The 15,292-nt window shown below is 62.0% G+C and carries 14 protein-coding genes; 7 read left to right on the forward strand and 7 right to left on the reverse strand.

What is annotated here, in order from left to right; all coding sequences use genetic code 11:
* The first annotated feature begins 79 nt into the window (after positions 1 to 79).
* On the forward strand, positions 80 to 1,306 hold the full coding sequence (locus tag ACA041_RS12360) for a cytochrome c biogenesis protein DipZ (protein ID WP_497441353.1): 1,227 nt from the start codon (positions 80 to 82) through the stop codon (positions 1,304 to 1,306).
* 158 nt (positions 1,307 to 1,464) lie between these two features.
* Positions 1,465 to 2,277: a class I SAM-dependent methyltransferase gene (locus ACA041_RS12365; RefSeq protein ID WP_497441354.1), complete on the forward strand. Its 813-nt coding sequence runs from the start codon at positions 1,465 to 1,467 to the stop codon at positions 2,275 to 2,277.
* A 133-nt stretch (positions 2,278 to 2,410) separates the two neighbouring features.
* On the opposite strand, the gene ACA041_RS12370 is transcribed toward ACA041_RS12365, so the two are convergent.
* Complete coding sequence (locus ACA041_RS12370) at positions 2,411 to 3,337, reverse strand: universal stress protein (protein WP_497441355.1); 927 nt, start codon at positions 3,335 to 3,337, stop codon at positions 2,411 to 2,413.
* Positions 3,338 to 3,538: 201 nt separating this feature from the next.
* On the opposite strand from ACA041_RS12370, the gene ACA041_RS12375 reads away from it, so the two are divergent.
* The gene (locus ACA041_RS12375) at positions 3,539 to 4,612 is read left to right on the forward strand and encodes an NAD(P)-dependent alcohol dehydrogenase (protein WP_497441356.1); all 1,074 of its coding nucleotides are present in this window, start codon (positions 3,539 to 3,541) and stop codon (positions 4,610 to 4,612) included.
* A gap of 73 nt (positions 4,613 to 4,685) precedes the next feature.
* Here the strand turns inward: ACA041_RS12375 and ACA041_RS12380 are convergent, their stop codons facing one another.
* Together ACA041_RS12380 and pcsA are read right to left on the reverse strand one after the other, a co-directional pair.
* Complete coding sequence (locus ACA041_RS12380; protein WP_497441357.1) at positions 4,686 to 5,072, reverse strand: DUF488 domain-containing protein; 387 nt, start codon at positions 5,070 to 5,072, stop codon at positions 4,686 to 4,688.
* A 6-nt stretch (positions 5,073 to 5,078) separates the two neighbouring features.
* On the reverse strand, positions 5,079 to 5,801 hold the full coding sequence (gene pcsA, locus ACA041_RS12385; protein ID WP_497441358.1) for a phosphatidylcholine synthase: 723 nt from the start codon (positions 5,799 to 5,801) through the stop codon (positions 5,079 to 5,081).
* 309 nt (positions 5,802 to 6,110) lie between these two features.
* Here pcsA and ACA041_RS12390 point away from each other — a divergent pair, with 309 nt between their 5' ends.
* The gene (locus ACA041_RS12390) at positions 6,111 to 6,839 is read left to right on the forward strand and encodes a tellurite resistance TerB family protein (protein WP_497441359.1); all 729 of its coding nucleotides are present in this window, start codon (positions 6,111 to 6,113) and stop codon (positions 6,837 to 6,839) included.
* Positions 6,840 to 6,963: 124 nt separating this feature from the next.
* Here ACA041_RS12390 and ACA041_RS12395 read toward each other — a convergent pair whose 3' ends face one another.
* Complete coding sequence (locus tag ACA041_RS12395) at positions 6,964 to 7,416, reverse strand: cupin domain-containing protein (RefSeq protein ID WP_497441360.1); 453 nt, start codon at positions 7,414 to 7,416, stop codon at positions 6,964 to 6,966.
* A 193-nt stretch (positions 7,417 to 7,609) separates the two neighbouring features.
* Here ACA041_RS12395 and ACA041_RS12400 point away from each other — a divergent pair, with 193 nt between their 5' ends.
* From ACA041_RS12400 to ligD, 3 genes are read left to right on the forward strand one after another with little or no spacing between them, the layout of a single operon-like run.
* Positions 7,610 to 8,995, forward strand: coding sequence for an iron-containing redox enzyme family protein (locus ACA041_RS12400; RefSeq protein ID WP_497441361.1), 1,386 nt, complete (start codon positions 7,610 to 7,612; stop codon positions 8,993 to 8,995).
* A gap of 10 nt (positions 8,996 to 9,005) precedes the next feature.
* Positions 9,006 to 10,001: a methyltransferase gene (locus tag ACA041_RS12405; RefSeq protein ID WP_497441362.1), complete on the forward strand. Its 996-nt coding sequence runs from the start codon at positions 9,006 to 9,008 to the stop codon at positions 9,999 to 10,001.
* On the forward strand, positions 9,998 to 12,616 hold the full coding sequence (gene ligD, locus ACA041_RS12410) for a DNA ligase D (protein WP_497441363.1): 2,619 nt from the start codon (positions 9,998 to 10,000) through the stop codon (positions 12,614 to 12,616). Before ACA041_RS12405 ends, ligD begins: the two co-directional genes overlap by 4 nt.
* 248 nt (positions 12,617 to 12,864) lie before the next feature.
* Here ligD and ACA041_RS12415 read toward each other — a convergent pair whose 3' ends face one another.
* The 3 genes from ACA041_RS12415 to glyA all read right to left on the reverse strand — a co-directional run bounded on the left by ACA041_RS12415 (position 12,865) and on the right by glyA (position 15,128).
* On the reverse strand, positions 12,865 to 13,146 hold the full coding sequence (locus ACA041_RS12415) for a DUF3303 domain-containing protein (RefSeq protein WP_497441364.1): 282 nt from the start codon (positions 13,144 to 13,146) through the stop codon (positions 12,865 to 12,867).
* Positions 13,147 to 13,360: 214 nt separating this feature from the next.
* A complete protein-coding gene (locus ACA041_RS12420) occupies positions 13,361 to 13,762 on the reverse strand; it encodes a hypothetical protein (protein WP_497441365.1) in 402 nt (133 codons plus the stop codon).
* A gap of 109 nt (positions 13,763 to 13,871) precedes the next feature.
* Complete coding sequence (gene glyA / locus ACA041_RS12425) at positions 13,872 to 15,128, reverse strand: serine hydroxymethyltransferase (RefSeq protein WP_497441366.1); 1,257 nt, start codon at positions 15,126 to 15,128, stop codon at positions 13,872 to 13,874.
* Between the last annotated feature and the right edge of the window lie 164 nt (positions 15,129 to 15,292).

Raw genomic sequence — 15,292 nt, forward strand, 5'->3', positions numbered from 1 at the left:
GACACAGTTTTGTAAACACCACCGTTTCAATGTGGGGGCGGCGGTGTATCACCCCCTTAATTTTTTCAAGGTGATCCCCATGCTATTAATCGCGTTCCTGGGCGGCATATTGACCGTCCTCAGCCCCTGCATCCTCCCGGTCGTACCGTTCCTGTTCGCCGGTGTCGACCGCACCCGGTCCTCGATCCTGCTCACCCTCGGCGGCATGGTCCTGACTTTTGCCCTGATCTCCAGCCTGGCCGTGGTCAGCAGCGAGTGGGTGGTACAAGCCAACAACACCGGGCGGCACGTGGCCCTGATCGTGATGGTGCTGTTCGCCCTGTCGCTGATTTCCGCCCGGGTCGGTGGCTGGCTGGCGCGTCCATTCGTCCAGCTCGGCAACCGCCTCGACCCCGACACCCGCAAAATGTCCGGCCCGCTGGGTTCGGTCATGGTCGGCGTCGCCACCGGCCTGTTGTGGGCGCCGTGCGCGGGGCCAATCCTCGGCGTCATTCTTACCAGTGCCATGCTGAATGGCGCGAACGCCCAGACCAGTCTGTTGCTGGTGGCGTACGGCCTGGGCAGTGCCTTGTCCCTGGGCACCCTGATCTTCGCCGGTCGCGGCCTGGTCAATCGCTTGAAAGCGTCGATCCCGGTCACCGGATGGCTGCGTCGTGGTACCGGCGTGGCAGTGCTGGCTGCCGCCGCGGTGATCTCCACCGGTGCCGACAAGACACTGCTCGCCGGCGCTTCGTCCGAAGGTGTCAGCAGCATTGAGAAAGGTGTGTTGGAAACCGTACCGAAAGTCGTCGATTACTTCGTCAGCAAGGTCAAGGCGGACTCGACCCTGGACAATGCCACAGGCCCCATGCCTTCCATCTCCGGCGCGGTCGAGTGGATCAACTCGCCAGCACTGAGCAACGAATCCTTGAAAGGCAAAGTGGTGCTGGTGGACTTCTGGACCTACGACTGCATCAACTGCCAGCGCACCCTGCCGTATGTGAAGGACTGGGCGCAGAAGTACGAGAAGGATGGCCTGGTCGTGATCGGCGTCCACACCCCTGAGTACGGCTTCGAACGCATCATCGCCAACGTCAAGGATCAGGTGAAAAAGCTCGGCATCACCTACCCGGTGGCCATCGACAACAACTATGCGATCTGGCGCAACTTCGACAACCAGTACTGGCCCGCTCACTACCTGATCGACGCCAAGGGCCAGGTGCGTTTCACCCACTTCGGTGAAGGTCGCTATGAGACCCAGGAGAAAATGATCCAGCAGTTGCTGGAAGAAGCCAAGGCAGATACCCAAGCCGCTCCTGCTGCGTAAACCGATTAAGTGAAACCTCCGGACGATCGGACAGGGTTGGCCGACGATCGGGCAGGACGCCAACGTTTCCTGGCGCGATAGTGTGGCACACAGGGTCTGCCGGCCCTGTCATCAATAACAACAATGGTCCGTGTTCCAACCCGCCAGAGACAGAATCCATGAGTACACCCATTGATCTTACTGCCCTGAAAAACCGCCAGATGGCCGCCTGGGCCAGTGGCGACTATGCCGTGATCGGTACCAGGTTGCAGATCGTCGGCGAGGAGCTTGCCGAAGCCTGCGACCTGCTCTGCGATGAGCGCGTGCTCGACGTGGCGGCCGGCAACGGCAATGCGACGCTGGCCGCCGCACGCCGCGGATGCCTTGTCACCTCCACCGATTACGTGGCTGCGCTGCTGGAGCGTGGCGAAGACCGATCCAGGGCAGAACGCCTGGAAGTGACGTTCCAGGTGGCCGACGCCGAGGCGCTGCCTTTCGAGGATGCCAGCTTCGATGCTGTGCTTTCGACCTTCGGTGTGATGTTTACCCCGGACCAGCCCAAGGCCGCCGCGGAGCTTGCGCGAGTCTGTCGTCCCGGAGGCCGGATAGGCCTGGCCAACTGGACACCCGAAGGCTTTGTCGGGCAGATGTTCAAGACCCTGGGCCGGCATCTGCCACCACCGCCGGGCGCCCAACCGCCTTCGAACTGGGGCACCGAGGCCTGGCTGCACTCGCACTTCGATGAGCGCGACTTCCTGCTGCAGGTGACGCGCAAGAACTTCAACTTCCGCTACCGCTCGGCCGCGCATTTCATCGACACCTTCCGCACCTGGTACGGCCCGGTGCACAAGGCGTTCGCGGCGTTGCCTGCCGAAGGTGCCAAGGCCTTTGAAGATGACCTGACCGAGCTGCTCAATAGCTTGAACCGGGCGGGAGACAAGTCGCTGGTGGTGCCGAGTGAATACCTCGAGGTAGTCATCACAAGGCGTTGAAGCAACTCACACTCTCCCTGTGGGAGCGAGCCTGCTCGCGAAAGCAATTCGTCAGACGGCATCTCTTTCGACTGAACGACCGTCTTCGCGAGCAGGCTCGCTCCCACAGGGGCTAAGTGTGTAAACGCGACCATCACTCATCCAGCCGCTCGGTATACACCACCCACACGCTGCACGGCATCTTGTACAGCAGATGCTCCACCGTGCTGCCGATCAGCCGCCCCAGGCCGCGATGGCCGACCCGGCCCATGACAATCACATCGACGTTGCAGGCTTCGACATAGCGAGTCAGGACCTTGGACGGATGGCCCATGATCATGTGCCGCTGTTCCGGCGCGATGCCGTTGCGCTCGGCCAGTTCATGGAAGGCGTCTTCCTGATAGTCGAACAGGGTCTTGGCCTTGCCCGAGGAGAAAAACGCCGAACCGTTATCGAAGCCGAACTCGTCCGCGCTGATGGAGGACAGGTCGTAGGCATACACCACATCGAGCTCGGCATTGCAGGCGCTGGCCAGTTTCGCCGCTTCGTGAAGGATCCGGTCGTTGAAAGTCTTGTAGTGATCGTCGCGATGGAAAGGGTCGACCGCGGCGACGATCTTGCGCGGCAAGGCATGCACCGCGTGGCTGACGAAGTGCAGTGGCACCGGGCATTCGCGCAGCAAATGCACATCGAGCGGGGTGAACATCAGCCGTGACCACAGTGATTCGTGCTCCAGCGCCTTGATCAGCACATCCATGGGCTGTTCCTTGAGGTGCAGCAGGATTTCCTCCAGCGGCTGTTCGACCCAGGCCACCTCGGTGGTGACGTGCACACCGATCTTGCGCAAGGGACGGGCCTGCTCCTCCAGCCACTGGCGATGGCGCTCGACGTAGCCCAGGCGCATCTGCTCCAGGGCTTTTTCGTTGACCAGGCTGGCCGTCGCCAGGCCCTCCAGGTAATCGAAGGCAACGATGTGCAACGCCGCGTCTTCGGCCTTGGCCAACGCCGCGGCCCTGTCGAAGGCGGGGCTGTGCTCCATCAGGGGCGAGGCGACCAGCATGAATCGTGATTGCTCAGACATGACGAACCTCCCGTGGGTTAACGAGCAGGTGGCGGCAGCGCTGCAACAGCCAGAAGGCACCGACTTCGCCGCCCGACGTGCGGTCATTCCATAGCCATTCAATCCCCTAAGTATTGACCATGATCAACCTTCCGTCCGTCAGTCCGGCGCAGGCTGCGGTTCGTGCTGAACTCATGTGCACGCACCCCCCGGAGAACTGCCATGGCAACCATGAAAGCCGCGATATTCGTCGAGAAAAACCGCATCGTGCTCGACGACAAACCCATCCCCGAAGTCGGGCCGCTGGACGCGCTGATCCGCATCACCACCACCACGATCTGCGGCACCGACGTGCACATCCTGCGCGGCGAGTACCCCGTGGACAAGGGGCTGACCATCGGTCACGAACCGGTGGGCATCATCGAGCGGCTCGGTTCGCAGGTGCACGGCTTTGTCGAAGGGCAAAGGGTGATTGCCGGCGCCATCACCCCCAGCGGACAAAGCTACGCGTGCCTCTGTGGCTGCGGCTCACAGGATGGCGCGGACACCCGTCACGGTTTCAAGGCTGCCGGCGGCTGGAAGTTCGGCAATACCATCGACGGCTGCCAGGCCGAATACGTGCTGGTGCCGGATGCGCTGGCCAACCTTTGCCCGATTCCCGACGGCCTGAGCGACGAACAGGTGCTGATGTGCCCGGACATCATGTCCACCGGGTTTTCCGGGGCGGAGCGGGGCGAGGTCAACATCGGCGATACCGTCGCGGTCTTCGCCCTCGGGCCAATCGGCCTCTGTGCCGTGGCCGGCGCGCGCCTCAAAGGGGCGACCACCATCATTGGCGTCGACGCCGTGCCTGAGCGGATGAGCGTTGCGCGACAGTTGGGCGCGACCCATGTCATCAACTTCAAGGACGGCGACGTGGTCGCGCAGATCATGGCCCTGACCGATGGCCGCGGGGTGGACGTGTCCATCGAAGCGCTGGGCACCCAGGGCACTTTCGAGTCCGCGCTGCGGGTGCTGCGCCCCGGTGGCCGTTTATCCAGCCTGGGGGTTTACTCCACCGACCTGCGTATCCCGCTGGATGCCTTTGCCGCGGGCCTGGGGGATTTGAGCATCGTCAGTACCCTGTGCCCCGGTGGCAAGGAACGGATGCGACGGCTGATGGCGGTGGTGGAAAGCGGCGGGGTCGATCTGTCGCCGTTGGTGACCCACAGGTTCAAGCTTGAGGACATTGAAGCGGCGTATGAGCTGTTTGCGCATCAGCGGGATGGGGTGATGAAGGTGGCGATCACGCCCTGAAGTTGCGGTTGACTGGGTCAAGTGTGGGAGCGAGCAGGCTCGCTCCCACAGGGGATTTTAGTGTTCGTGCTACCTATATAATCTTCGCGCCACGCGCCTTCAGCAATTCGCGCAACACCGAACGATGACAGTGCGCCTCTTCCTCGCAGTAACAACCCACAGCCAGCGACGTTTGATGGGAGAGGGCGGCCAACAGGTCCAGCAACTGGCTCGGTGCGGGATGGTTCATTTCGGCCTTGAATTTGTGCCGGAAAGCATCCCAGGCTTTCTCATCCTCAGCGGCCTTGGCTTGCGCAACCAGTTCCGCACTGGGCGAAAGCAGCGGCTGCCACACGTCGTAAAAATCACGACGGGCAAACTCGGCCTTCGGTACGCCCCGGGGCGGGCGGCGTACCGTGCCTATGCGCAGCCCTTCATCGGGCAGGCGCGGGGAGCCGAGCCGGACGATATGAATGGGCATGGCGGCCTACTTGTGCCGCGACGTGTCAAACCACTCCAGCGCCGTGCGCCAGATGCAGATCCCCAGGAAATAAGCCGACATCAGCAGCCAAAGGCCCATGACCAGCGGGTTGATCACCGGATGATTGACCACCAGCGACAAGCTGCACAACAGCCAGATGGCCGTCACGGCGATGTTGATCGGCATGAACTTGCGCACGCGGAACGGGTGCAGGAATTTCATCCGCGTCACGGTCAACAGCGCAAGGCCGATGACGGTGAGCAGGGTGATCCACGGCGATGGCGCGATGATGTACAAACACAGGGCGACCACGTTCCAGGCGGCGGGAAAGCCCTGGAAGTAGTTGTCCTTGCTTTTCATGTTGACGTTGCAGAAGCAGAACAGCGACGAAACCAGAATCAGCGACACGGTCAGGAGCAGCGTGTAGTCCGGCAACGGAATGTAGCGATAGATGAACAGCGCCGGGATAAACACATACGTCAGGTAATCGATCACCAGGTCGAGCACCGAGCCATCGAAACTCGGCAGCACCGACTGCACATTGACCTTGCGCGCCAGCGCGCCGTCCAGCCCGTCGACGATCAGCGCGACGCCCAGCCACAGCAGGCAATTGGTGGGCTGGTTTTCCAGCAGGGCAAGGGTCGCGAGGAAAGCAGTGACCACGCCAGTGGCGGTAAAACCATGGGCGCCCCATGCTTTGAGCCTGGCGATGTGTAGAGTTGAAATCACGGGGGCGTTCTCCAGAAAGTGAAGCAAGCCGGTCATCACCCTCACTGTCGGGGGCGGCGGCAAACCTCGTCGGGTTGCAGGTATCGACCGGAAATCCGGGAATAAGGTTCACCACTCATGAATCTTAGCTGCGCCGCACAGAAAATACCCCGGATAAATCGAGAGCACCGATGGACCGCCATTTCAGTGCGCCCCACAGAAAGCCGGGTGCACAGAATGGTTTCCACGTCAGCCAAACGGTGGTGGCACATTTGACTGCGAGGACTATCGTTGCCTGACTGGATCACTCCACTCCAAGAGGATGCCGTCATGAACACCAGCGATCTGCTCGAACAACTTCTGCGCGGCGCCGGCCAGGGCTCGATGCCGCAACAGGGCGGCCGTGGTGCTTCGGCCCAGGGCGGGCTTGGCGACCTCGGCGGATTGCTTGGCGGCCTGTTGGGCGGTGGCGCCGGTTCCAGCGCCGGCGGCGGTGGGCTGGGTGGCTTGCTCGGTGGCCTGTTGGGCGGCGGCTCACCCTTGGGCGGTGCGACCCGGGGGCGGTCTGGCGGTGGTGCCAACTATGCGGCGCTGGCTTCGCTGGGGATGATGGCGTTCCAGGCGTATCAGGCTTGGCAGCGCAGCCAGGCGACGGCACCGCAACAGGCGCCGCGCACGGTCGACCTGTTGTCCGGCCCGGAAGTCGAGGACCACAGTAATGCGATCCTTCGGGCATTGATTGCGGCGGCCAAGGCCGACGGCCGGATCGATGCGTCCGAGAAGCAGATGATCAGCACCGAGATCGGCCGTCACACCGACGATCCGCAGTTGCAGCAATGGCTGGACGATGAAGTCGCGCGGCCGCTGGACGCCGCCGATGTGGCGCAGTCGGCCACCGATCCTGGCATGGCGGCGGAGATGTACCTGGCCAGTGTGATGCTGGTGGACGATCAGCAGGACGCCGAGCGCAGTTATCTGGATGAACTGGCTGCGGCGCTGGGCATTGATCCGGACTTGCAGGTGCAGCTGGAGCAAAAGGCCAAGGGGGGTGTGTCCTGACATCCTTGAATTCAAGTTGGCTGTCAGACCGCCTTCGCGAGCAGGCTCGCTCCCACATTGAACGGCGTTTGGTCTTATGTGGGAGCGAGCCTGCTCGCGAAGAACGATAACGCGGTCTGCCCTGTTAAACAGCTGCGGGCATTTTCGGCACCAGAAACGTAACGCCATACCTCTTGGCAACTTCAAAGATCCGCGGCAAATCCTCCGGCACCTTGAGTTGATCCATCGCCGCAAAGAACTGCCCGCCCCGCGGATCGGACACCACCCCAATGATTTTCGCCGTGGTGCTGAGGTTCTTGTAGGCATGCACGGTCCCGGCAGGGATATGCACGTAGCCACCGCTCGAGACCCTGTTGGATTGGCCCTCGACCGTCACCTCCACCTCCCCGTCGATGACATAGAAGGCCTCGTCCCAGGGATGAAAGTGCGGCGGTGGCCCTCCGCCTTGCACGCCTTGCTGGATATGCACTTCAAAAGGCTTGGACAGATCCCCGCCGGCGAGGATGGTGATCGCCTCACCCACGACCTTCACCGGCCTGGGAACTTTATCCGACTCGATGACATGAACCGTGCGCATGATTGTTCTCCGGGGAGTGTCCCCACACCGGTTAATTATATTCACTTCAGTGCAAGCCAAGTGCCGCGTCGGCAGCCGTCTGTCCGGGCCCTTTAAACACCAATGGAATTTTTATCCGTCGATGTCGCTCTGCTGATGTAGAGACGTACTGATCCAGCGTCCTGCCACTGGCCTCAGCCCGAGAGATGCATCCATGACTGCCCTGACACGACTTGAATCCAGGCCTGCCCACGAATATCCGATTTGCGGCGTCGGCAGTATCAAACAGATCTATCAGCAGTTGCTGCTGAGCGACGATGCACAGCACCGGCATGCACTCGCGCAAAGCTTTCTGCAGACCCAGCTGCAGCGCGCCGCGGACTTGCCGCAGGAGTTGCCGCAAGACCTGTCGGCACTGCAAGGTTTTGTCGAACAACACAGCGTCGAGGTCGCTCGGCAATATGCCGACTACCTGCAACAGCGCAAGGCTGGCGGGTCGCGGCAGTTCTTCAGCAACAAGGCGCACGCGCTGTTTTTCCTGCAGGCCGTTGCCCCGACCAAACTGGTGGACGGCGCCTGGCTTTATGGCCTGCTGCGGCACTGGCGCGACCCGCGTTTCGAAGGCCTGATTTGCACCTATCTGGAAGAACTGGGCGATGGCAATCCGGCGCAGAACCACGTGGTGATCTACCGCAAATTGCTGGCCGAACATGGGTTGCAGGACAGCGGCGTGATCGACGACGAGCATTACCTGCAAGGCGCGGTGCAACTGGCACTGGGTGAAAGCGCCGATGAGTTTTTGCCGGAGGTCATCGGCTACAACCTCGGTTATGAGCAACTGCCGCTGCATTTGCTGATCAGTGCCTATGAACTCAGCGAGTTGGGCATCGATCCGTACTACTTCACCCTGCACGTGACCATCGACAACGCCAGTACCGGCCACGCCCACAAGGCGGTGCAGTCGGTGTTGCAGCTGTTGCCGGTGGAGGGCGATCGCGAGGCGTTTCTGCGTAGGGTCGCGCTGGGTTATCGGCTCAACGATCTGGGGCAGGGCAGTCGCGCGATCATCGAGTCGTTCGACCTGTACACAGAAGTGCTGAAGATGCTCGAGCGCAAGCGTCCGTTCGGCCAGCACATGCATTCGGACTACTGCCGCTTCGAAGGCAAGACCGTCAATCAATGGTTGTCGACGCCAGAGCAGTTGCCAGGCTTCCTCACGGCCCTGGAAACCAAGGGCTGGATCAAGCGTCAGCAGGACCCGCAAGCCAGCCGCTTCTGGCAGTTGATCGAGGGGGACGGCGCGGCGATGTTCGGCGTGTTCAGCCCCTATGAAAAACAGTTGCTGCATGACTGGATCGCCGGCGACTGGACGCCTGAGCGTTCAACCGCGCCAGTGCGGCGTGGCGCCAGTGTCGCGGCCGAACCGTCGGTGCCGGTCAACGACCCGGACATTCAGAGCCTGCAAAGCGCGCTGGAGGGGGTATGCGCCCACGATCAGATGCAAGTCCTGATCCCGTGGTTGTCAGCCCACCGACATTCCCATCCTGCCGGCCTGCTGGCCACCCGACGCTTCATCGAACTCAAATCCAGCCTTCGATAGGGAGCCTTTGATGAATCTGGAAGAGCAACTGGGCGCTGCCGATCTGGCCCTGCTGCAACTCGGACGCCGCTTGCAGGCCGACGGCTATCGTTTTATCACGCCGACGCCGCTGACCCACCAGCGGGTCAATGATCGCGCCTTCGGCCAGAGCGCCCGGACCCTGCGCGAAGTGTTCGGCTGGTCGCGGTCGTTCGAACCCGGCCTGTTATCAGTGGACGAGCAGCGGCAGTTGCAACAGGCAGGCGTGCTCGAGGAAAGCAACGGGCGGCTGAAAAGTCACGTGCGCTGGTCGAGCCTGGATGATCTGTTGTTCGTGCACTCGGGATTCCCCACCGAAGCGGCTGATGCGGTGTTCTTCGGCCCCGACACCTACCGCTTTGCCCAATTGATCCATGCTCACCTGCAACAGAACTTCGCGCCCATCAGACGCGCCGTGGACATCGGCTGCGGTGCGGGCGTCGGCGCGATTGTGATCGCCCGCGCCCGCCGCGAGGCCGAGGTGCTGGCCGTCGATATCAATCCGGCGGCGCTGCGCCTGACGGCGGTTAACGCCGCGCTCGCCGAGGTGGCCAACGTCAGCGTCGAAGCCAGCGATGTGCTGCAGGATGTCGACGGCCACTTCGACCTGATCGTTGCCAATCCGCCCTACATGGCCGATCCCGCCGAGCGCGCTTATCGTCATGGCGGCGGGGCGCACGGTGAACAGTTGTCGCTGCGCATCGTCGAGCAGGCCCTGTATCGACTGGCTCCCGGCGGCTCGCTGGTGCTGTACACCGGGGTGGCGATGATCGATGGCTGCGACCCGTTTCTGGCCGCATTGACCCCGCGCCTGGAATCGCCGCTGTTCGCCTGGACCTACCGCGAACTCGATCCCGACGTTTTTGGCGAAGAGTTGTTGACCCCCGGCTATCAGCGCGTGGAACGGATTGCCGTGGTCGCGTTGACCGTCTCGCGTATCGGCCCCGGCATCGGGGGAATCGTCAGCTCGCCTGCAGGTGCGTCATGAACAAAAACCTGGATGACTACAACCGCATGCGCGACTTTTCGGCGACCTCTGAACCGGCCGCCAAGCGTTCGAGGAAAAAGAAAGCGCAAGACCATGCCCTGCAGTTCTGCATCCAGAAGCATGACGCCTCGCGCCTGCATTATGACTTTCGCCTTGAGCTCGATGGCGCGCTGAAAAGCTGGGCGGTGCCCAAGGGGCCTTCACTGGACCCCAAGGTCAAGCGCCTGGCCGTGCACGTTGAAGACCATCCGCTGGACTACGCCACCTTCGAGGGCAGCATTCCCGAAGGGCATTACGGCGCCGGTGACGTGATCGTCTGGGACCGCGGGGTGTGGATTCCCCAGGAAGATCCGGCCCAGGCCTACGCCAAGGGCAAGCTCAAGTTCGAGCTGCAAGGCGAGAAGCTCGGCGGCCTGTGGAACCTGGTGCGCACGCACATGCCGGGCAAGCAGGAGCAATGGTTTCTGATCAAGCATCAGGACAGCGCGGCCAAACCCGAGAGCGATTACGACGTGGTCGCCGCCGAACCTGACAGCGTGCTCAGTGACCGCACCATTCTCCCCAAGAAATCGAAGACCGCAAGCGAACCCAAGCCCGTCAAGAAACCGGCCGTTGCGGCGCGTAAGGAACAGCCGACGCCCTTGACCGGTGCGCACAAGGCCAAGCTGCCGGAACTGCTTAAGCCGGAACTGGCCACCCTGGTCGAGAAGGCGCCGGGCGGCGAGTGGAGCTACGAGATCAAGTTCGACGGCTATCGGATCATGGCGCGCATCGACCACGGCGAGGTCAGGCTCTTTACTCGCAACGGCCACGACTGGACCCACAAATTACCGAAACAGGCCGAGGCGTTGGTAGCGCTGGGCCTCGAATCGGCCTGGCTCGACGGCGAAATGGTGGTGGCCAACGATCAGGGGGTTCCGGACTTCCAGGCCCTGCAGAACGCGTTCGTTTCGGGCCGCAGCGGCAATATTCTTTACTACCTGTTCGATATGCCCTACCTCAACGGCGTGGACTTGCGCGAGGTGCCTGTCGAGGAACGCCGTGCGGCGCTGGCGACGGTGCTCAAACCCAATGAAGACCCGCTGCTGCGGTTCTCCGACGCGTTCGGCGAAGAACCGGAAGCCTTGCTCAACAGCGCCTGCCAGATGCGCATGGAAGGGCTGATCGGCAAGCGTCTGGGGTCGCCCTACGTGTCCCGGCGCAGCAGCGACTGGATCAAGCTCAAGTGCAAGCACCGCCAGGAATTCGTGGTCGTCGGCTTCACCGATCCAAAAGGCTCGCGCAACGCCTTCGGCGCCTTGCTGTTGGGGCTGCATGACCGTGACAGCGGTGAACTGCGCTACGCCGGCAAGGTCGGCACCGGGTTCAACGAGACCACGCTCAAGCACATCCACGAACAGCTCAAACCCTTGCAGACGAAAAAGACGTCAGTGGTCAATCCACCGACCGGCTTTGACGCCAAGGGTGTGCATTGGCTCAAACCCACGTTGCTGGCGGAAGTGGCCTTTGCCGAAATGACCAAGGACGGCTCGGTGCGCCATGCGGTGTTCCATGGCCTGCGCGATGACAAACCTGCCGAAGAAATCACCGAGGAGCGTCCGAAAGCCGTGAAGACTTCAACCTCGAAAACTGCTGCTGCGAAAACGCCCGCGCCCAAGAAAAACGCCGCTGAAAAGCCAGCCACCGGCAAAAGCAAAACCGCCGAACCTGCACCGTCGCAAATCGGCCTGGGCAAGGGCAAGGTGCGCATCACCCACCCGGACCGGGTGATCGACGCCAGCAGCGGCACCACCAAAGTGCAACTGGCCGAGTATTACGCCAGCGTCGCCGAATGGATTTTGCCCGAGCTCAAGGACCGCCCGGTGGCACTGGTGCGCGCTCCGGACGGGATTGCCGGCGAACTGTTCTTCCAGAAAAACGCCGAGCGCCTGGCCATTCCGGGTATCACCACCCTGGACAAGGCCCTCACCGGCCAACCGGTGATGATCATCAACAACGCCGAAGCCCTGATCGGCGCCGTGCAGATGAGCACCGTCGAACTGCACACCTGGAACGCTACGTCCGACAACCTCGACAAACCCGACCGCTTCGTCCTCGACCTCGACCCGGACCCGGCGCTGCCCTGGAAAAGCATGGTCGAAGCGACTCAACTGACCCTGTCGGTGCTCGATGAACTGGGGCTCAAGGCATTCCTCAAGACCAGCGGCGGCAAGGGCATTCACCTGGTGGTGCCGCTGACCCGCAAGCTCGGCTGGGATGAGGTCAAGGACTTCAGCCATGCCATCGTCAGCCACATGGCCAAATTGCTGCCGGATCGTTTCTCCGCGGTCTCCGGACCGAAGAATCGGGTCGGGCGGATCTTCATCGATTACCTGCGCAACGGACTGGGGGCGACCACCATCTGCGCCTATGCCGTACGGACCCGCGACGGGTTACCGGTGTCGGTGCCGGTCTTTCGCGAGGAGGTGGGCGAACTCAAGGGCGGCAATCAATGGAATGTGCACAACGTTCAAGAGCGGCTGGCCGAAGTGGGGGATGAGCCTTGGGCGGATCTGAAGAAAACCCGGCAGACCATCACCGCAGAGATGCGGCGGCGGGTGGGGATGAAGAAGTAGCGACTCGTGCTCCGGTAAGATTTGTGGGTGTGCACACGACCTGAGCCCGACACAGCCCACAGGTATTAGGGTGGATGCGAAATTTGCGCCTGGCACAGTCCACTGTGGGAGCCGGCTTGCTCGCGAAAGCGGTTTGTCTGACGCTGCGATGTTGGCGCTGCCGACGTATTCGCGAGCAGGCTCGCTCCCACAGGAGTTTGATGGTGTTTGTCAGGAAGGGCGGCGAGCAGGGCCCGCCGCCAGGATGACTATCGCTTGCCGACAACGGCTGCCAGCAACGGCGCCGCCTGCTCATCGGTCAAAGCCGCATGGACTTCCATGCTCATCAGGTCATTCCATTGCAGCACCCACTTCTGAATCTGTACCACATCGTCGGTTTCCGCGATGCCAAACCCGCTGGAGCCACCGACGGCATGCCATCTACCCAGCATTTTCACGCCTTCGGGTGGGGCCCCTTTGGTCTCGATAAAGCGCTGGATCACGCTGTTGCGGTTTTGCGGGCTGATTGTCCAACTGACCATGAATAACATTCGCCACCTCCTGTTACGGATCGGCACCTGTTGATCTTCGCGCACCTGGTTGGCGCCGGGACCACGGTCACGCCTTTGTTGCCAGCATCATCCTGGCCGGCCTGAAACGGTTTCTCCCATGAGAAGGCATAGCAGCGCACCCGCCTGCGCGCATGACCGCTGATCCTGTTTCGTTGTATTTGGAATGAATGGTGAAGAGGGAGGGCTGCAGCGATCAGGCGTCACGCAACAGGTCGTTGGCATTGAGTAGCTCGTAGGCAACTTCGGGGTGTTTTTCCAGCCCACGGCGAATGGCAGCCGGAATCGACTGCCGGGTCTTGCGGCACAGCCCCGGCAGTTCACCAATGGAAATGGCGATGCCGCGCATGGTCCGCACTTCGTTGAAACCGGGGGCGATCTGCACCCGTATTCCCAGCTGCTCATACATCCGTTGCTGCAACCGCTCGAGGTCGCTCAGGCTCTGCAGGTTTTCCAGGCGCTCGACCAGGCGCTTTTCCTCCGAACGGGTCAGAAACAGAATGCGCACGTCCGCGCCCGGAGTGTCCAGCAGCGGGTCACGCCCGCAGTCGCAGGCGCCGGGCGGGCAGGGTTGGCGGATTGGAGGCGTGGTCGTCATGGGGTTCAATCATAGAGCGCTCTGGCCGGGTTTGCCCATAGGAGACAGAATGGGGATTTCGACGTCTCGATTCCTGAGCGAACGGGAGGGCTGGCCCTCCCGTTGCAAATCAGCCGCGGTAGACCGGGAAGTCACTGCACATCGCGGCAGCCAGGCTGGCGACCTGGGCCTCGACATCGGCATCACCCAGGTGATCGAGGATGTCGCAGATCCAGCCCGCCAGCTCGATGCTCTGGGCTTCCTTGAAACCACGGCTGGTGATTGCCGGGGTGCCGATGCGCAGGCCGGAGGTCACGAACGGTGATTGCGGGTCGTTCGGCACGGCATTCTTGTTCACGGTGATACCGGCGCGGCCGAGGGCGGCGTCGGCGTCCTTGCCGGTCAGGCCCTGACGAATCAGGCTGACCAGGAACAAGTGGTTGTCGGTGCCGCCGGACACTACGTCGTAGCCTCGGTCGATAAAGACCTTGGCCATGGCCTGGGCGTTGCGGATCACTTGCGCCTGATAGGTCTTGAAGGCAGGTTCCAGCGCTTCCTTGAAGCACACGGCCTTGGCAGCGATCACATGCATCAGCGGGCCGCCCTGGCCACCGGGGAACACTGCGGCATTGAGTTTTTTCTCCAGTTCCGGATTGGACCGGGCCAGAATCAAGCCACCCCGTGGGCCGCGCAGGGTCTTGTGGGTCGTGGTGGTGACCACGTCGGCGTACGGCAGCGGGTTCGGGTACAGACCGGTCGCCACCAGCCCGGCGACGTGGGCCATGTCGACGAACAGATAAGCACCGACCTTGTCAGCGATCTGACGGAAGCGCGGGAAGTCCAGGGTCTTCGAATAGGCGGAGAACCCGGCGATCAGCATCTTCGGTTGGTGCTCGACCGCCAGGCGCTCGACTTCGTCGTAATCGATCAGCCCAGTCGCGGTGTCGATACCGTACTGCACGGCATTGTAGAGCTTGCCGGAAAAGCTGACCTTGGCGCCGTGGGTCAAGTGTCCGCCGTGGGCCAGGCTCATGCCCAGCACGGTATCACCGGCTTGCAGCAACGCCAGGTACACCGCGGCATTGGCCTGGCTGCCGGAGTGCGGCTGGACGTTGGCGTAATCGGCGCCGAACAGCTGTTTGGCGCGATCGATGGCCAGTTGCTCGACCACGTCGACATGTTCGCAGCCGCCGTAATAACGCTTGCCGGGGTAGCCTTCGGCGTACTTGTTGGTCAGGCCGCTGCCTTGCGCCTCCATCACCCGCTGGCTGGTGTAGTTTTCCGAAGCAATCAATTCGATGTGGTGCTCTTGCCGCGCGTCCTCGGCGTTCATCGCCGCCAGCAGTTCGTCGTCGTAGCCTTTGATCTGGTCGTGCTTGCTGAACATGGTGGATTCCTGTTTTCAGGGTGATGTAGACCCCCGGGTAGGGGGAGGCGGTGTTCTTCGCAGTGAGCTTGGCTTGAGGTTGACCAGCAAGTGCGGTGCCAACAACAGTTATTCTTTATAAATCAATGGGATGATATGTTTTCGTGAGAAATTACGGAGCCTCC

The organism is Pseudomonas sp. LBUM1676 (assembly GCF_059695605.1).